The organism is Pseudomonas sp. S2_A10, assembly GCF_054668465.1.
Map to the genome: position 1 here is coordinate 4,935,968 of NZ_CP162773.1, position 17,845 is coordinate 4,953,812.

Sequence of the window (17,845 nt, forward strand, 5' to 3'; positions counted from 1 at the left end):
GTGAAGGACCGGGGTGGATCAGTCGCACGGCACCGTTGTCGGATTCGGCCAGAAGCAGACACTTAAAAAGCTCAACGATCAGGTTCTCATGTCATGAAATCATCCGGCTGCCGTACCATCGGCACATCGACAATACGGAGGTTGATATGGGAAATGGTCAGGACAAACGAGTCGTTGTCATTGGTGCAGGCATCGTTGGCGCGTCATTGGCGTATCACTTGGCAGGTAAAGGCGCGAATGTCACTTTGGTAGAAGCTGAAGATATAGCTTCGGGAGTGACTGGCAGCTCATTCGCCTGGCTCAATGCCTCACACCCCGAACCCGACCCAATCGCGCAACTGCGCGGTTCTGCCATCAAGGAGTACCGCCGACTCGAAACGCAGCTGCCAGGTCTGGAGATAAGATGGACAGGCGCCTTGTCTTACAGTGCGATGGCGATTGAGACGCTGCCTGTCTCAGGTCACCAGGCTTCGGCAAACCTGGTGTCTCGATCGCGGATTCTCGACTTGGAACCAAATCTCAAGAACCCTCCCCAGTCTGCTCTGTATGCGGCTGAAGAAGGAGCGCTGGACGCAGTGGCAGCTACGCATGCGTTGATCGCCGGTGCGCAGGCATATGGGGCGAAGATTCTCACTCAGACGCGAGTGCTCGGTTTGGTAACCCAGAGTGCAACGGTGACTGGAGTCGAAACAACGATAGGCAGCCTCGATGCCGATATTGTCGTACTGGCAGCCGGGGCAGGCATCACGAAACTGACAGACATGCTTGGAGTGTCCCTGCCAATAGAGGCCTCCCCTGCCATTTTCATCCGTTACAAGTAACAACCCAACCTCGTACACACCCTCATATCCAGCCCTGAAATGGAAGTGCGGCAAAGTTCGGATGGTGCGTTGCTCGCGGCGGAAGATTATCTGAACGATGCCGTGGAAAATCAGCCGGCAGCGATAGCGCTTCGCACGGCCAAGACAATCCAGAACGAACTCCATGGTGTCGTTTCCATAGAACCGGAACGGGCTTGTGTCGGACTCAGGCCCATGTCTGCCGATGGCGTCCCCATCATCGGTTATCTCCCCAAACTAGGTGGAGTCTACGTTTGTGCAATGCACCCTGGAATTACTCTGGCGGCGATAGTGGGACGTCTGGCGAGCGAGGAGATCATCGATGACAAGGTGTCCAGTGCCCTTCGCCCATGCCGGCCTGATCGTTTTTTGCAAGCGGAGGGAAGCCTCTTGTGAGGCAGAAATCGGCCAAGAGCAGACGTTCGAACCCAAGGTGATGCGATGAAGGGAAAAACTAGAATGACTGCACCTCTGACCAGTAACGCAGCAACCCAGCCTGGGCCTATTACCGGGATCGGCGCGTCAGCCTGAACCGTGGCCATTGTCCAAGAAACCCGGGGCGTCATTTCGCCCAAAGCAGACCCTACGCGCGACGTATTTGCCTGATGGCCCAACGCCTGAGTAGAATGCGATTCATTATCAATCATGTATGTCCCGGGATGCCGATGCGTAGCGACGAAACACTAGGTACTGCAGATCCAGGGCTGCTCTATCGCACCCACTTCTCGTGGTTACAGGGCTGGCTGATTCGGCGCATCGGCTGTCGCGACAACGCCGCAGATCTGGCGCAGGACACCTTTGTGCGTGTGCTCAAACACCGTCACCAGTCCGGCGCCCTGCGCGAGCCACGTGCTTATTTGAGCAGCATTGCCCGAGGGTTGATGATTGATCAGTATCGTCGTCGCGAACTCGAACGTGCCTACCTGGAAAGCATCATCTTGCTGCCTCAACACGAGGTTCCATCGGAAGAAAGCCGGCTGATGATTCTCGATGCGCTCGAGCGCATAGACCGTCTGCTTGACTCGCTTAAACCAAGAGTACGCCAGGCGTTTTTATTTGCCCGACTCGACGGTCTGACCTGCGCACAAATCGCCGAAAAGCTCGGTGTTTCCCGCGCGACGGTGGAGCGCGATCTGGCCACGGCCCTGCAACATTGCTATCGCTTGCGTTATGTCGAGGCCTGAGCCCGAGGCGCTGGATCCGGCCATTGTCGAGCAGGCAATCCAATGGCTGGTGCGCCTTCGCTTCAATCAAGCCGATGAACAGACACAGCGCACGTTCGAGCGCTGGCTGCAGCAGCGCCCGGAGCATGGGTTGGCGTGGCAGCGTGTGGAAACGCTTGGTGATGAATTCGAAGGCGTGCCAGCTCAGCTGGCTCGACAAACCCTTAAGGGCGCCCAACATGGAATGCGCCGGCGGGAAAGCCTGAAGCTACTGGGCGTATTGGCGACGGTCGGCGCGGCAGCCTGGCTCGGCCGCGACTACACCCCCCTGCCCTCCATGCTTGCACAGCAGCGCAGCAGCACCGGCGAGCAACGACGTTTCCAACTCGATGATGGCAGCCTAATCCAGCTCAATAGCGACAGCGCCGTCGACAGCGATTTCGACGCCCAGCGGCGCCTGATCATCCTGCGCCGTGGTGAAATCATCGTGAATGTCGGTGCGGATCAATACTCCCCGCAAGCGCGACCGTTGTGGGTGCAATCACGCGACGGGATCATGCGAGCCCACAGCTCGCGCTTTCTGGTCCGCGAGCGTGACGACGGCACTCTGGTCGCGGCCCAGGAAGGATCAGTCACGGTGTTCCCCGGCGCCAGTCAAACGCCTGCGAGCCGCAACGTCCTGGCAGGAAACCAACTGCTGTTCACCTCAAGTGACGCCCGAACGTTCAGGGACAACGGCCTTGATCCATGGGGTTGGGGTGACGGTGTGATCAGTGCGAACCATATGCGCCTTGGTGACTTCATCGCAGAGTTGTCGCGTTATCGCCCAGGAGTCCTGCGCTGCGCCGAAGAGGTCGCTGATCGTCGCGTTTCCGGCACTTTCCAGCTCGCCGACAACGATCGGGTCCTGGCATTGATCGCGCAGTCACTGCGCCTGCACATTGATTACCGAACCCGTTACTGGGTCACCGTGAGCGCTGCGACCTGAGTCCACCTGAATATTTTTCTGCTACCTGAAAAATAATGAGGTGGTTTCTCATTCTCGTTCGACCTCTAAGGAAGGCCGGAATACAGGCCAGTCTGCCGATGTCCTTTCTTGGAGCGAGAAAATGAGTTCGTCCCCGGTTTCACAGCGCCATCCATTGAGTCGTGCCTTGCACGGTGCGATTTTGGGTTTGATCGTGAGCAGCTATGCATTGCCATCGCTGGCGCAAACCTCGGGCGCTGACCACAGCGATCAAGTCAAACAGTGGAATATCGCCCCCGGGCCACTGGCGCCAGCGCTTGACCGCTTTGCGCGCGAGGCTGGCATCAGCCTTTCCTTCGACGCCTCGAGTGTGGCGAACCGCACCACGGCTGGCGTGAATGGCTCGCTCGATACATCGGCAGCGCTGTCATCGTTGCTCCAGGGCAGCGAATTGCAGGTCGAACAGCAAGGCCCGAATGCTTACCTGCTGACCCCTCAAGCAAAAACCGCCGGCCCGCTGGAGCTCGACGCAACGGCCGTCGAGGACTACCGCCTCGCCCCGCTCATCATCAATGCCAAGGTTCGGGTCAGTGCCGACGACGACGCCAACTCGGTGGTGGCCAAGGAGCTCTGGGTTGGTGGCAAGGTCGCCACCAGCATTCTCAATACACCGGCATCGGTGTCGGTGGTGACCAACAAGGAAATGCAGCAACGCAGCGTCAGCACCACGGAAGAAGCGCTGCAATATACGCCGGGCGTGGTCAGTGACTTTTATGGTACGGATGATCGCAACGACTATTTCCAGATCCGCGGCTTCCAGGCCACCACCTACCGTGACGGCTTGACCCTCAGTTCGATGCGCGGCGTACGCGAAGATCCGTTCGCCTATGAGCGCATCGAGATTCTGCGTGGCGCCAACTCCACCCTGTTTGGCCCTGCGGACCCGGGCGGTTCGGTGAATTTCGTGACCAAACAGCCGCGCTTCGAGAAGTTTGGCCAGGGCTATGTGACCTACGGTTCGTTTGATCATGTCGAGACCGGCATCGATGTCGGCGATGCGCTGAACGACGAGAAAACCCTGGCCGGCCGTTTTACTGCCAAAGGCCAGAACAGCGACCGCGAGTACGATCATTCGCAGGACGACAACCAGTTGTTCATGGGTGGCCTGACATGGGCACCGACGGATTACACATCGGCCACGATGATTCTGGATTACCTTAAAACCGAAAGTTCGCCCAACAGCGGCGGCTATCCACTGGATCGGGAATACGACCGCAGCAAGTTTTATGGCGAGCCCAGCTACAACTTCCACGATGTCGAGCGCACCAGCCTCAACGGTAACGTCACCCATGATTTCGACAACGGTTTCGTACTGCGCAGCAATCTGCGTTACAGCAAGTTGACCGATGATTTTGGCTACGTGTACCTCAGCGACAGCGCCGCACGTATCGGTACCACCGTCGATCGCTACCTGTTCGGAACCGACACTGAAGCCGACCAGTTCAACGGCAATCTGATGCTGCAATACGATGCCCGCTTCGAGAACATCGACAGCAGCAGTCTGGTGGGCGTGGAGTACCTCGATTCGACCACCAAGGAAAGCTCGGTCTACGCCCTGACGACCCCCATCGACATTGCCAACCCGGTGTTTACTGGCGTTCCACGCTCAATCGCGCCGTATGCCGTCAACAAGCGAGACGCGACCACCAAGGCTGTGTTTCTTCAGCAGAACCTGTCGTTCTACGAGCGTTTCATCGTCACCGGAGGTGTGCGCAACGACTCGATGGACCTGACCAGCAAAGGCTTGCAATCCACCGAGAAAGACAACTTCTCCGAAACCTCCTACCGAGGTGCGTTGACCTATATCGTCAACGATGAAGTCTCCACCTATGTGAGCATGGTCGAATCCGTCTCGCCGCCGCAGGTCGGCGTGACACCGCAGACAGGCAGGCAGTACGAAGTCGGCGTGAAGTATGCGCCGATGGGGATGGATGCACTGTTCTCCGCCGCCGTGTACGACCTGACCCAGGAAAATGTCACCATCGCCGTGGTGCTGCCGAGCGGCATCATCGAGCAGCAGACGGTGGGCGAATCGAGGGCGCGTGGCCTCGACCTGGAGGCCAAAGCGCAGGTGACGCAGAACCTGAGCCTGATCGGTGGCTATTCCTACATGGAGTCCGAGGTACTGCGCGGTTCGTTGTATGACGGCAGTTCCCTGAAGGGCAACGAGTTCGCCACGGCACCCAAGCATTCCGCTTCGCTCTGGAGTTACTACGACGTACCCGCCACTGATGTCAGCGTGGGCCTGGGTGCGCGCTACGTCGGCGCTTATTACTTCGATGCAGCCAACTCCGGCAAAAGCGATGGCACTACCCTGTTCGACGCCGCCTTCAACTACAAGATCGCCAAGGGCACCGACCTGGCGGTGAACGTCAGCAACCTGCTGGATGAGCAGCACGTGGTCGGCTCCGGCACGGCGAACTTCTACAACCCGGGCCGCGAGATTACCGCCAAGCTGAGCTACAACTGGTAAGCAGGCGGGTCAGCGTTTTTCCCCACACAGAAAACGGTGCCCGCGTTACCGCGGGCACCTTCGACTTGGTTGTTAGCCGCCGACCTCACGCAAAATTCTCTCAAGCTCAGGACGGGTCCACCTCTCCCAAGGGAATACCTCCCGGTCATCGCCGCTGTGCCAATACTCGCCCGCATCAAATGCCTGATAGATCGAAAATGCCGGCTCGGGCATCTCTGCGTACAAGGACAGATCGACGATATCGCTGATGACAATATTCATCACCTCATCACAGTAGTGAAAATCGCGGCCGCCGGTGATAAACAGTCTTGCCACTGAGATCGCCAACTGATTGAGAAGATCGCGGCTGTCGATCTGCAGGTGCTCACACATAACATTTAATTCGGTGTTAGGGGCTTTCTCAATCATCCCCAGTACGTAATCAAGCTCGGCATCACTAAGACCTGTGGCCATATGATCAAAGTACTCGTGAGTTCGGTTTTGCGATGGATTCAGGACAAGCCTGTTAGAAAGCATTTTGGCAGATTTGCTGTTTAGCGACAGCTATGGTTCGAAAGCAGCTTCTGATTGGGTGGTCCCGTTTTCCCCCGGGGCTTATTCGGCAGAGGTCGACTTGGACTGTCATCAGATAAAGGTGACAAAGCGGGTATCGAGACCCGCGCTCACTGGCGCTAGCGAATTGAGATAGTACACAAACACAAGGGTGGCCGCTTTTGGGTATTTGGCGATCCGTGGCACGAAGATCGGTCAGAAGCGGCCAGTCAGTATCGATGAATTAAGTTAGATGATTCCAGTTTCAAATGAGCCGCGGGCAATACCCAGGTTGATCTACGCTTGAATGAAATCACGCGGAGAACCAAATCATGTCCCTCGCTCCCGGAAGTCTATTGGCCCTGGCTGTGGGTGTCTGCTTTTGCACATCCGTGCTCGGACAAGGGGCAGCAGACAGCGATTCTCCGCCGGCGATACTGCCATTGGCATCCGAGAGTGCGCCGAAACTCATTGCCTACCCGCCGCTTGCCGAGCCGCTCGCCCGTGGAGTGGTCATCATCCAGTTTCGAACAGAGCACGCCAGGATCATGCCGGTTTTTGGCAAGGTGGCTGCTGAGGTATCACCACGCTTAGGTCACCTTCACGTGACCGTCGATGACTGGAAAGGTACGTGGGCGCACACCAGTGAAGACCCGATTATCCTGGTCGGGCTAACGCCCGGTCCTCACAAGGTTCTCTTGGAAGTGGCCGACCCGACGCACCAGATCATCACCAGTACGACAGTGAGTTTTACAGTACCGGAGAAGACACCGATGGACGCTCCCCGTACTGACGATCATCACGCGGTAAAACCATGACCGCCGTGCTATCACCGTAACAGGCAACGATCGGCGTCTCTGCCTACGAATGACTGGCTCAATATCTCCAGAAAACCGGGGTCACGAGCACCAACACCGTCAGGATTTCCAACCGGCCTAGCAGCATGCCAACGGTGAGTAGCCATTTCGCCGCATCTGGCAGTGACGAGAAATTACCTGCCGGTCCAATAATGGTGCCCAGGCCGGGGCCGACGTTACACACCGCCGTAGCGGCACCGCTCAGGGCGGTAATCCAATCAAGCCCGATCAGCGCCAGGCCCAAAGCGATGGCGGCAATCGTAATGGTGAAAAAAAACGAGAAGGTCAGCAGGGAGCGGACGATTTCCTCATCGATGGGATGGCCGTTGTATTTTTTCTGAATCACGGCTCGAGGGTGGATCAACTGCTTCAAGCTGCTGACCAGAAGCGCGGCGGCCACCTGAAAACGGAAGATTTTCAGCCCGCCGGCCGTTGAGCCGGAACAGCCACCGACGAAGGTCAGATAGAAAAACAGCAACACAGCGAAGCTGCCCCACAAGGTGTAGTCGCCAACCGCAATTCCAGTGGTCGTGACAACCGAGGTCACATTGACCGCCACGATACGAAACGCATCCCACCATCCGTAGTCGCTGTGCAAATACAGCCAGGTACCTACAGCCAGTGACGTGACGAGCAAGAATCCAATAAACCCGCGTACCTGGTGATCCCTGATCAGCGCACGTCGATTGCCCCGACAGGTTGCGACGTACAAGGTGAATGGCAGGCTGCCCAGAATCATGATGACCACCGCCACCCAGTGAATTGCTGGCTGCTCCCAGTGCCCGAGGGAGGAATCCGACGTCGAGAACCCACCAGTAGAGATCAACGACATTGCGTGGTTGATCGCTTCGAATGGGGTCATTCCTGCGAGCCAGAGCGCCAAGGTGCCGATACCCGTCAGGCTTAGATAGAGCAAAAGGATGTACTTGGCTGCGACATGAGAACGTGGTGTCACTTTCTCCGACCAGTCCGAGGACTCTGTCTGGAAAAGACGCATGCCGCCGACTCGCAAGAGCGGAAGAATCGCGACAGCCATGCCGATAAAACCGATGCCGCCTAACCAGTGCAGCATGGAACGCCAGATCAACAAGCCGGGAGAGGCGCTATCCAGACCGGTGAGTACCGTCGAGCCAGTGGTTGTGATGCCCGACATCGTTTCAAAGAATGCATCGGTGTAGCTGATATCGCTGATGAAAACCATGGGTAACGCTGCGAAGGCGCACACAACAACCCAGCTCGCGGTAGTCAGCAAGTACATGTCCCTGGGCCGAAGATTGCCGGTCTCCGGACGCCCTCGCACGATCAACAGCAGACCACAGATGAAGGTAATCAGACTCGACCAGAGAAAGGCCGACAGATCGTCGCTGCGCTCATGGACCACCAGCGTGAACATGGGTATAGCCATGCTTACCGCCAGGGTGATCAGAAAAATACCCAAGATGAAGCCGATAAGCCGAATTGCTGCGAGGGACATCACGATAGCGTTCCAAATTAGCGCCGCGCAGTATCGGATGCCCTCAATAAAGACTGCGTAAATTCTCCGTAAAATTTTGACCTGCAATCAGTCAGGCTGCGGGAGTCGAAGGCCAAATGCCCGCGCCAATCAAGCCCTTCACTGCACCGGGCATTCGGTTTGTCCCGAGCGAACTCCCAAACCCGCACAAAAAAACCACCGATGCGTTGTCAGTTGATCCTTTTCAGCCTATCTTCAATAAAACCTATACAGGCAACCTGTATGCGTACAACCTTTTCGCCAGACATTGGCCCTCACGCAGCACCGCCACGAGTGACCCGAATGAGCCCACTATTAGCCAGCCATTACCGTGAAATCCTCGTTGGCGTCGGCGAAAACCCCGAGCGTGAGGGGCTTTTGGATACGCCCCAGCGCGCCGCCAAGGCGATGCAATACCTGTGCAATGGTTACGGGATGAGCCTGGAAGACGTCACCAACGGTGCGCTGTTCGAATCGCAGAGCGATGAGATGGTGATCGTCAGCGACATCGAGCTTTATTCGCTGTGTGAGCATCACATGCTGCCGTTTATTGGCAAGGCGCATGTGGCGTATATCCCCACTGGCCGGGTGTTGGGGCTGTCGAAGGTGGCGCGGGTGGTCGACATGTTCGCGCGGCGCCTGCAGATCCAGGAAAACCTCACTCGGCAGATTGCTCAGGCGATCCAGCAGATCACCGATGCTGCCGGTGTCGCGGTGGTTATTGAAGCCAGGCACATGTGCATGATGATGCGCGGTGTCGAGAAGCAGAATTCGATCATGACCTCCTCGGTCATGCTCGGTGCCTTTCGCGACAGCTCGACGACGCGGCAGGAATTTCTCCAGCTCATCGGCCGGCGCTAGGCCTATACACAGCCTGTTAACTGTACAAGCACAAGGAGTAGGAAGATGACCCGATTTCTGCTGCTGTTAGGACTGGCGCTCAGCATTGCAAGCTGCGGCAGTGTCGATGTTGCTCGTTATGCGGATCAGCAACCGGCATTGAGTCTGGAGCAGTTCTTCAGCCAGCCCGTCAAAGCCTGGGGGATGTTTCAGAAACGCAACGGCGAAGTGGTCAAGCGTTTCGAGGTTGATATCGCCAGCCGTCGTGAAGGTGAAAACCTGATCCTCGACGAGCGCTTCCGTTACAGCGACGGCACCCGTGAACGCCGAGTCTGGACCCTCACTCCCGGGGGCAATGGTCAGTGGAGCGGTCGCGCGCATGATGTGGTCGGAGTTGCTCAGGGCCAGATCGCAGGCAACACCTTCCACTGGCGTTATCGCCTGAACCTGCCAGTTGATGATTCGACCTACGAGATGAGCATGGACGACTGGATGTACCTGGTCGACGAAGACACGTTGATCAACCGCACCCGTATGTCCAAGTGGGGTTTCGAAGTCGGTCAGGTGACGGTGTTCTTCCGGCGCCAGAACGCTGGAGCGAACCCATGAGCAGTGGGTTGACCCTGGCCTCGTTCGGCGACGGTTATCGCGCCTTGGTGATCGGCGCCAGTGGCGCCCTCGGCACGGCGTTTTGCCAACATTTGAAGCAGGATCCACGCTGCGCCAGCGTCCGTACGCTGGGACGCAAAACTGTGCCGAAGCTCGACCTCGAGCAGCCCGAAACGATCGCCAGCGCCGCCGCCGAACTGGCAGGCGAAGCGCCCTTTCACCTGATCATTCACGCGGCCGGCCTCCTCCATCGTGACCGGATCAAGCCGGAAAAAAGCTACAGCGCAATCGAAGCCGAGTCGCTGCAGGCCGTGTTTCAAGTCAACACGCTGGGGCCTGCATTGCTGCTGCGCGACTTTCTGCCATTGCTTGCACCTCAAGGCGCGATGGCGATGCTTTCGGCAAAAGTCGGCAGCATCGGCGACAACCGTTTGGGCGGCTGGTACGCCTATCGCGCCTCCAAGGCTGCGCTGAACATGCTGATCAAGACCGCCGCCATCGAGCTTTCGCGCACGCGACCGCAGAGTCGCTTGCTCAGCCTGCACCCGGGCACGGTGGTCTCGCCGTTGTCGCAACCTTTTCGCGGAGCCGCAAGCGCCCGCCCGGCAGACATTGCCGCTGCGCAATTACTGAGTCTGATTGACACGCTGACGCCGGCCGATAGCGGCCATTTCTTCGCCTACGATGGAGAACGCCTGCCCTGGTAGGCAAGGAGTGAAGCATGAATCTGCAAACCCTCACCGAACGTGCGGCCAACAGTGAAGTTCGCGAACTGGAGCTGCTGTCACTCGAAGGTGGATTTTATCTGGCGAGAATTCGCGTAGATCAGGGCCAGTTCACCTTGCTCGATGACGCGGCCAAGCCAATGCACCTGCGTTCAATCACCCACCTTCGCGACTTGCTGCAAACCGTGCCGGCGTTTCCCTGCGTGCTGGTGCAGCAATGCGTGCACGACGAAATGTGCGGCCGGGATTCAGGGCCGGTCGAAGAGCTGCGCATTCCGTTTTCGCTGACCACGCCGTTATGACGCCGAAGCAAGGCGAGCGCTGAATGGCAGGCTGATAAAGCGCGCGTCGCCCACCGGCGACGCATTTATCGAACCCCTGCTCCGTCCACGGGTCTGCTTCACATCGATTCCCTGGAAGTAAATCCCATGTCCACTCAACACACACTTGTCCTGCTTGCCCGAGGCGGATACGCCGCGCGCGGCGTTCTGTATCTGATCATCGGCATCTTCGCGCTGCTGGCGGCGCACGACTCCACCAAACCGAAAGACAGTCACAAAAGCCTCGAAGCGTTGCTCAGCCAGCCCTTCGGCTACGTGCTGATCGGTGTTGTGGTCGCCGGCCTGCTGGCCTTCGCCGCCTGGCGTGCGCTGCAAGCGATCCGCGATGTCGACCACCACGGCAGCGAGTTCAAAGGCCTGGTCATTCGCGCAGGTTTGCTCGCCGGCGGTCTGGTCAACGCGGCGCTGGCCTTCTTTGCCTTGGGTCTGTTGGTGAGTGGCCTCAGGAGTTCCGGCGGTTCCGGCGATGGCAAGACCAAGGATCTGCTCGCGCAGCTGCTGTCATTCGAGCATTCGAACCTGTTGATCTACCTGATCGCGCTGATCCCGCTCGGTGTCGGTATCGCCCACATCATCAAAGGCTGGAAGGCCTCGTTCGAGAAGTACTTCGAAGCGGATGACGAAGTGATGCGTTACGTGCGCCCGGTGTCGCGCTTTGGCTTGATCGCCCGAGGCGTGGTGTTTATCGAGATTGCAGTGTTGATGGCGGTCAGCGGCTCGGTTTACCAAGCGACCAATCCACCCGGCATGAAGGAAGCACTGGATGCTTTGCAGAATCTGCCGGCAGGCGGCGTGCTGTTGATGCTGATGGCCTTGGGGCTGATCGCCTTCTCGGTATACAGCTTTTCCGAAGCCGCCTGGCGCAGAATCGAAATGGATGTGCCGTTGTAAGCGGCGATTCGAGGGGGCGTGTGCCCCCTCGACTTTTCGTCATCAAGTGAACAGATCAACGCCCAACTGAAACGCTACCCAGAGCGCCAGCCCGGTAGCGAAAAGCAGCGCGATGTTTTCAAACAGGTTGTTGCGATATTGCTTGTCCAGCAACGATTTCTGGTTGGACATGATCAGCAAGCCTAGGGAAATCACCGGCAAACCAATGATGTTCAATGCGCTGACACCAATGGTCAGGGTGACGAAATCCGGCATGCCCGGCATCGACCAGATCAGCGGCGTGACCAGGATGAACAGCATGAACCACTTGTGCATCGGGTCATGATGAAACTCTTTGCCGTACTTCTCGCGACGCTCAGGACGAACATGCTGGAAGGCATCGGTGATCAGCATCGGAAACGCCGTGGTCTTGCCTGAAATACTGGCAAACAGGGTCGCGAACACACCGATGAAGAACACGTACCAGCCGATCGGGCCGAAGAAGATTTCCAGCGCCTTGCCCAGATCGCCCAAGGTTTTCACCTCGATGCCGTTGGGCCGCAGGATTTCCGCACCGACGATCCAGATCGCCAGGTTGATGATGATCCCGACGAACACCGCAAACAGCAGATCGTTACGCTGAATGCGCTTGTGCTGCGGCCCGGTCCAGCCTTTCTGGCGCATGACATAGGGGTGCACGAAGTTGGCGATCGAGCCGGCGACCGCGCCGATTACCGAGACCGCCACCAGCAACGCGCCATGCACGCCTTCGTCCGGCGGAATGCTGAAGCCGATGGTGCCTTTGATGATGCCGCTGACATCCGGGCCGGACATCACCGCCAAAGCGATGAACGCCAGGGTCATGATCGCCAGCAGCAGCTTCATTACGCCTTCGATCATCGTGTAGATGTTGCGCCCGACCAGCATCCAGACCGCCAGCACCACCGCCACCGAGCACAGCAATGGCTGATCGATCTTGAACAGCATCGCCAGTGACTCCCCTGCCCCCTTGATCATGTAGGCGTTCATCAAGTGCCCCATCAACAGGGCATAAACCAGCATGAACCAGGCGAACACCGGGTTGAGCTGGGCGTAGCCCTGCAGAATGGTCATGCCTTGGTTATTGCACAGCTGGAACCGGGCAATGATGTTGACGATCAGGTACCTGAGCAACAGCGAGACCGCCAGCACCCACATCATGGCGTAGCCGTAGTTCGCACCGGCCACGGAGGATGTGATCAGGTCACCCGCACCGAGCCACGACAGCACGGCGATAATGCCGGGGCCGAGCAGTTTCAGCGTTCGCAGGAACAGGTTTTGCGGTTTCGCAGCGGCCTGATGATCGAGTGGAGCCATGCTCGTCATAGGGGTATCTCCGTTATTGTTTTTGTGAGAATTGATGCAGTGCGCACATTAGGTAGGATGTCGTACAACAACGCTAACAGGAGAGTATGTAAAAATGTTTCACAACTCGCTGATTACCGTACTGCTCGATCATTTCTGTTGATCAACATCCTCTAATACGCGTCTATAAAACTAGGCTAAGCGACGTTCCAGCTCCATGAAATAGACATTGAAGCCTTAGCCAATCACTCATAGGATGACTGATCACAACAACAATAAGGCCGGAAATGATGAAAAGAACCATCGCAATCGCTGCGCTCGCTTCAACCCTGAGCGTGACGGCCAATGCCGCCACCTATGCCTACATCTCAAGCCCCGGTGACGGTCTGATCTCGCAGTATCGCCTTGATCAGAGCAACGGCGCGCTTACCCTGGTCGAACAGATTCAGGCCGGTGATCAGGTCAATCCCATGGCGCTCACCCCGGATGGCAAGGTGCTGTTTGCAGCCTTGCGCGTCAAACCCTTTCAGGTGCTGGGTTACCGGATCGATCGCCAAAGCGGTCGCCTGACAAAATTCACCCAAGCGCCCCTGGCAGAGAGCATGGCCTACCTGTCGACCGATCGAAAAGGTCGCTACCTGCTCGCCGCGTCCTACGGCGCCGACACGCTCAGCGTTCAGAAGATCGGCGAGGATCAGCAACCTTCCGCCGATATCGTTCGCTACAAGACCGGCCTGCATGCCCATTCGATTCGCACCGAGCCGAGCAATCGCTTTGCCTACGCCGGCAACCTGGGCACCGACAAGGTGCTGCAATATCGCCTGGATGCCAAGACTGGCGAGCTCAGCCCGATCGGCAACGGCTCGGTCAGCGTCCCGGACAACACCGGCCCTCGGCACCTGGCGTTCTCGCCGAACGGCAAATTCCTTTACGTTGTCGGTGAAATGAGCGGCACCGTGACCGCGTTTTCAATCGACGACGCCAGCGGCGCGTTAACGCAAATCGCTGTGGCCAACGGCATTCCCGAACGTTTGCAACTGGCCCACGGCGAAGTCCGTGATGCGCGCAACAACGACCTCAAAGACGACCCGACCCCGCGCATCTGGGCTGCCGACCTGCGCATGTCGCCGGATGGAAAACTGCTGCTGATGAGTGAGCGCACCAGCAGCAGCGTTTCGGCATTTGCCGTGGATCCGGCATCAGGAGGACTCACGTTTCTCGACAACTACCCCGTGCAAGAACAACAACCGCGTAACATCGCCTTCTCCCCCGATGGCCACTGGCTGCTGGTGACGGGCGAGAAAAGCGCCAAGGTCGGTACGTACGCGGTGAGCAAGGATGGCGCGCTGAAGCGTGTCGGTGAAGCGGCATCCGGCAAAGGCGCATTGTGGATCGAGATACTGCAAACGCCTGACGCATGAATATCTGCGGAGCAGCAACTGCTCCGCCGTCCTGCAACTAATCCCCCGCCGCTTCGGTCATTAGGTTTGCCGAGGTTGATACATTTACGCAGACCTCACTTTCAAGAGACTGCCCCCCGTGATCAGCCATCTCGATCGCCGCAACAACCGCTCGCTGGACAGTCTGAATTTCTTTCTCGCCGATGTCCGCGACGGCCTCGGGCCGTACCTCGCCATCTACTTGCTCGCCGTGCACCACTGGGACCCGGCCAGTATCGGCGTGGTCATGACCCTTGCCGGTATCGCCGCACTGATCACGCAGACGCCCGCTGGTGCGCTGGTTGACAGCAGCCGGGCGAAACGGGCGCTGGTCATCATCGCCGCGCTGTTGGTGACGGTGAGTTGTCTGCTGCTGCCGTTCATTTCGTCATTCAGTCTGGTGGCGTTGACTCAAGCCTTGAGCGCGGCGGCAGCATCTATTTTTGCCCCGGCCATTTCCGCGATCACCCTGGGGATCACCGGCCCACGAGCATTCACCCGGCGTACAGGTCGCAACGAGACGTTCAACCATGCCGGCAACGCGTGCGCAGCGTTATTGGCCGGTTTGTTTGCCTATCTGTTTGGTCCGGTGGCGGTGTTTTATTTGATGGCGGTCATGGCGCTGGCCAGCGTGATTGCCGTGCTGTTCGTCTCGGCCGAGGCGATTGATCATGACGTCGCACGCGGGTTGCAGCCTGGCGATCAAAGCCATCAGCCGTCCGGGTTCAAGGTACTGCTGAGCAATCGCCCGTTACTGATGTTTGCCCTGTGCTGCGCGCTGTTTCACTTGGCCAACGCGGCGATGCTGCCGCTGGTGAGCCAGAAACTCGCCCAAGCCAACTTGCACATGGCCACGCCGCTGACCTCGGCGTGCATCGTCGCCGCGCAACTGGTGATGGTGCCGATGGCGCTGCTGGCCGGCGCGAAAGCCGATGTCTGGGGGCGCAAACCGTTATTGCTGGCGGGTTTTCTGATCCTGCCGCTGCGCGGGTTGCTCTACACCTTCTCGGATGATCCGTACTGGCTGGTCGCGGTGCAGTTGCTCGACGGCGTCGGCGCTGGTTTGTTCGGCGCGCTGTTCCCGGTGATGGTCAAGGATCTGACCCTCGGCTCCGGGCATTTCAATGTCAGCCTCGGCGCGCTGACCACAGCGTTTGGTCTGGGCGCGGCGCTGAGCAATGGGCTCGCCGGATTTGTCGTCGAGGCCGCCGGTTACAGCGCTGCATTCCTGACCCTTGCAGGAGTTGCAGCGGCTGCATTCCTGCTGCTGTTGATCGCTGTTCCGGAAACGCAGCAGCGGACTGAGCAATTCGAGTCCGCTGCAGTTATGGGCCAAACCTGAGCTAATCGCCACCGCAGCCATCGCCTAAAACGCTGTAAGTGGCGACATGCCGCTGACCGTGGCTGTCTTCATAGACGACCTCCACCGGAACAATTCCGCAGGCGGCGCTGGTGTCGGTGATGCTGATGGTTTTGGCGATATCCAGTGGCACGCCGGTTTGTGCAGGTTCGGTGGCGGCGAACACGTTGCCGGCGAGGATGGCCAGGGCCAAAGCAAAAAACGGTTTCATGGTGTGATCTCTCTATAAAGGATGGGGAATTCAAGCCTGACGTTCGGTCAGCAATTGGCGCGCGGAATCGGCCATCACTGGCAGCGCTCCGGCGAGCATCAGGACGTCTTTGAGCACCAGGCGTCCGGCACCGGACAGATAGGGAAAACCGTGCTGACCATCACCCAGCGCAGCGACCCAGGCTTCAGGTGTGGTGATCAGAAAGCTCAGGGTCACCAGCGGCGTGGCGAACGCCAAGGCACCGCCGAGCAAGCCGGTACGGCGGGAAAGCGGGTTGGACAGGACCAGCAGACCGATGACGATTTCCACCACGCCAAGCCCGGTGGAAAAACCGTAGGTGTTGTTCGCGGTCTGCCAGGCGCGCTTGTCGGCGTTCAGCTCGCCCTCATGGGTCAGGTGCGCCTTGTAGTCCTGCGGGTGTTCGTAGAAGAACGACATCACCGGGCTGTTGGCGACGAAGGGCGTGATGCTGTCGGCTTCGTACGGGACGAATTTCAACGCGCCGATCCACAGGAACACGATGGCGATGGCCACGCGCATCAGCGGGATACCGAGGCGATCGAGTTTGCCGAGCTGTTGTAGTCCGGCGTTGATTGAGGTGAACATGCGACGTCTCCAGATCAATGAAAGTGGAGTCAGTCTGCGGTGCTATCGAATCGCGCTTTTGTCGGTCATGCTCAACGTCTTGCTCAATCGTCTCAACTTTGCGGATTCCTTCGTAATGGGTGCCAATGAACTCGCTTGATAAGCTCATCAGCCTGGCCAACGTGCGCGGCAGTCTTGATCTGCGCTGCCAGTTTCAGGGCGACTGGGCGCGCGATCATCAACAGGAAGCCTTGGGCAAGGCGCCCTATCACATCGTGCTCAAGGGTGAATGCCGGGTTGAGCTGGCCAGCGGGCAACGCCTGGCGATGCGCGCCGGCGATATTCTGTTGTTGCCACGGGGCACGCCGCATGTGCTGCACAGCGGCGGTAAAGATGTAGCGCCAATGCTGCCAACGCTGATTCCCGGCGGGGTGTTGCCGATCTATCGGCTGGGCGGCGCGAGCGCCGATCTGGACATGCTCTGCGGTGGCTTTCATTACAACCGCGCGTCGATGCTGTTCGCCGCCCTCCCCGATTACCTGTTGATTGCCAACGATGGCTTACCGATTGATGCGCCGCTGACCGCCCTGATTGCGCTATTGCGCAGCGAAGCCGACAGCGAACAGCCGGGTGCACGCTTTCTCCTCGACTCACTGTCCCAAGCCTTGTTCACCTTGATTCTGCGGGCGCACCTGGCCCGTGCGGAGCAGGACAAAAGCACCCTGGCGCTGCTCGGCGACCAGCGCCTGGGCCGCACCTGTCAGGCGATACTGGCCGACCCAGCGCACGAATGGACCATCGAAGCCATGGCCGACACCGCGAACATGTCTCGTGCAACGTTCATGCGCACCTTCGCCCGGGTCGCTGGCGTGTCGCCGTGGGTGCTGCTGACCCAGCTGCGCATGGAGCTGGCGTTCAGCCTGCTCAGCCATTCGCATCTGGGCCTGAATGACATTGCCGTGCAGGTCGGCTATCAGTCGCAGGCTGCCTTCAGCAAGAAATTCAAGGAAATCTACGGCGAGGCCCCGGGCAAGGTCCGCCGCGCGATCTGAGCGGATGGATCGCTTTGTATCAGCGTGTAGCTTTCGCCGCCCCAGATACACACGCATGCGAAGTTCGGCCGTGCGCACACACAACTG

General features: G+C 58.5%; 17 protein-coding genes and 1 pseudogene. 13 read left to right on the forward strand and 5 right to left on the reverse strand.

Translation table 11 applies throughout. The annotated features are described in order from the left end of the window. The first annotated feature begins 146 nt into the window (after window positions 1–146). The 4 genes and pseudogenes from AB4N41_RS22215 to AB4N41_RS22230 all read left to right on the forward strand — a co-directional run bounded on the left by AB4N41_RS22215 (window position 147) and on the right by AB4N41_RS22230 (window position 5,502). Window positions 147–1,235: pseudogene (locus AB4N41_RS22215) on the forward strand (NAD(P)/FAD-dependent oxidoreductase). A 269-nt stretch (window positions 1,236–1,504) separates the two neighbouring features. Then, on the forward strand, window positions 1,505–2,023 hold the full coding sequence (locus AB4N41_RS22220) for a sigma-70 family RNA polymerase sigma factor (RefSeq protein WP_056786863.1): 519 nt from the start codon (window positions 1,505–1,507) through the stop codon (window positions 2,021–2,023). Next, entirely contained in the window at window positions 2,010–2,990 is a 981-nt protein-coding gene (locus tag AB4N41_RS22225; RefSeq protein ID WP_252876324.1) for a FecR domain-containing protein, read from the forward strand. Before AB4N41_RS22220 ends, AB4N41_RS22225 begins: the two co-directional genes overlap by 14 nt. Window positions 2,991–3,111: 121 nt before the next feature. After that, complete coding sequence (locus AB4N41_RS22230; protein WP_252876325.1) at window positions 3,112–5,502, forward strand: TonB-dependent siderophore receptor; 2,391 nt, start codon at window positions 3,112–3,114, stop codon at window positions 5,500–5,502. 72 nt (window positions 5,503–5,574) lie between these two features. On the opposite strand, the gene AB4N41_RS22235 is transcribed toward AB4N41_RS22230, so the two are convergent. Beyond that, window positions 5,575–5,955 (reverse strand): hypothetical protein, encoded by a 381-nt coding sequence (locus tag AB4N41_RS22235; protein ID WP_122507382.1) that lies wholly within the window; start codon window positions 5,953–5,955, stop codon window positions 5,575–5,577. Between the two features lie 410 nt (window positions 5,956–6,365). On the opposite strand from AB4N41_RS22235, the gene AB4N41_RS22240 reads away from it, so the two are divergent. Next, a complete protein-coding gene (locus AB4N41_RS22240; protein ID WP_252876326.1) occupies window positions 6,366–6,851 on the forward strand; it encodes a DUF6130 family protein in 486 nt (161 codons plus the stop codon). Between the two features lie 58 nt (window positions 6,852–6,909). Here the strand turns inward: AB4N41_RS22240 and AB4N41_RS22245 are convergent, their stop codons facing one another. Then, entirely contained in the window at window positions 6,910–8,364 is a 1,455-nt protein-coding gene (locus AB4N41_RS22245; RefSeq protein ID WP_252876327.1) for a TrkH family potassium uptake protein, read from the reverse strand. A 321-nt stretch (window positions 8,365–8,685) separates the two neighbouring features. On the opposite strand from AB4N41_RS22245, the gene folE reads away from it, so the two are divergent. The 5 genes from folE (at window position 8,686) to AB4N41_RS22270 (ending at window position 11,788) form a co-directional block, all read left to right on the forward strand. After that, window positions 8,686–9,243, forward strand: a complete 558-nt coding sequence (gene folE / locus AB4N41_RS22250) for a GTP cyclohydrolase I FolE (RefSeq protein WP_041480339.1) — start codon at window positions 8,686–8,688, stop codon at window positions 9,241–9,243. A 45-nt stretch (window positions 9,244–9,288) separates the two neighbouring features. After that, window positions 9,289–9,831, forward strand: a complete 543-nt coding sequence (locus tag AB4N41_RS22255; RefSeq protein WP_122746185.1) for a DUF3833 domain-containing protein — start codon at window positions 9,289–9,291, stop codon at window positions 9,829–9,831. Continuing rightward, window positions 9,828–10,538 (forward strand): SDR family oxidoreductase, encoded by a 711-nt coding sequence (locus tag AB4N41_RS22260; RefSeq protein ID WP_125927069.1) that lies wholly within the window; start codon window positions 9,828–9,830, stop codon window positions 10,536–10,538. The genes AB4N41_RS22255 and AB4N41_RS22260 overlap by 4 nt, the downstream gene beginning before the upstream one ends. A 14-nt stretch (window positions 10,539–10,552) precedes the next feature. Then, window positions 10,553–10,858 carry a DUF6482 family protein gene (locus tag AB4N41_RS22265; RefSeq protein WP_016774774.1) on the forward strand — a complete coding sequence of 102 codons (306 nt, stop codon included), beginning with the start codon at window positions 10,553–10,555 and terminating at the stop codon, window positions 10,856–10,858. A 126-nt stretch (window positions 10,859–10,984) separates the two neighbouring features. Next, a complete protein-coding gene (locus tag AB4N41_RS22270; RefSeq protein ID WP_056786090.1) occupies window positions 10,985–11,788 on the forward strand; it encodes a DUF1206 domain-containing protein in 804 nt (267 codons plus the stop codon). A gap of 42 nt (window positions 11,789–11,830) precedes the next feature. Here AB4N41_RS22270 and AB4N41_RS22275 read toward each other — a convergent pair whose 3' ends face one another. Then, window positions 11,831–13,123: an Nramp family divalent metal transporter gene (locus AB4N41_RS22275; RefSeq protein ID WP_370695140.1), complete on the reverse strand. Its 1,293-nt coding sequence runs from the start codon at window positions 13,121–13,123 to the stop codon at window positions 11,831–11,833. 278 nt (window positions 13,124–13,401) lie between these two features. On the opposite strand from AB4N41_RS22275, the gene AB4N41_RS22280 reads away from it, so the two are divergent. After that, entirely contained in the window at window positions 13,402–14,532 is a 1,131-nt protein-coding gene (locus AB4N41_RS22280) for a lactonase family protein (RefSeq protein WP_435405959.1), read from the forward strand. A gap of 118 nt (window positions 14,533–14,650) precedes the next feature. Then, window positions 14,651–15,892 carry an MFS transporter gene (locus AB4N41_RS22285; RefSeq protein WP_252876329.1) on the forward strand — a complete coding sequence of 414 codons (1,242 nt, stop codon included), beginning with the start codon at window positions 14,651–14,653 and terminating at the stop codon, window positions 15,890–15,892. Window position 15,893: 1 nt separating this feature from the next. Here the strand turns inward: AB4N41_RS22285 and AB4N41_RS22290 are convergent, their stop codons facing one another. Together AB4N41_RS22290 and rclC are read right to left on the reverse strand one after the other, a co-directional pair. Then, a complete protein-coding gene (locus tag AB4N41_RS22290) occupies window positions 15,894–16,121 on the reverse strand; it encodes a DUF2790 domain-containing protein (protein WP_252876330.1) in 228 nt (75 codons plus the stop codon). 30 nt (window positions 16,122–16,151) lie between these two features. Continuing rightward, entirely contained in the window at window positions 16,152–16,727 is a 576-nt protein-coding gene (gene rclC, locus AB4N41_RS22295) for a reactive chlorine resistance membrane protein RclC (protein WP_252876331.1), read from the reverse strand. 125 nt (window positions 16,728–16,852) lie between these two features. On the opposite strand from rclC, the gene AB4N41_RS22300 reads away from it, so the two are divergent. Next, entirely contained in the window at window positions 16,853–17,758 is a 906-nt protein-coding gene (locus tag AB4N41_RS22300) for an AraC family transcriptional regulator (RefSeq protein WP_460138025.1), read from the forward strand. Window positions 17,759–17,845: the final 87 nt, after the last annotated feature.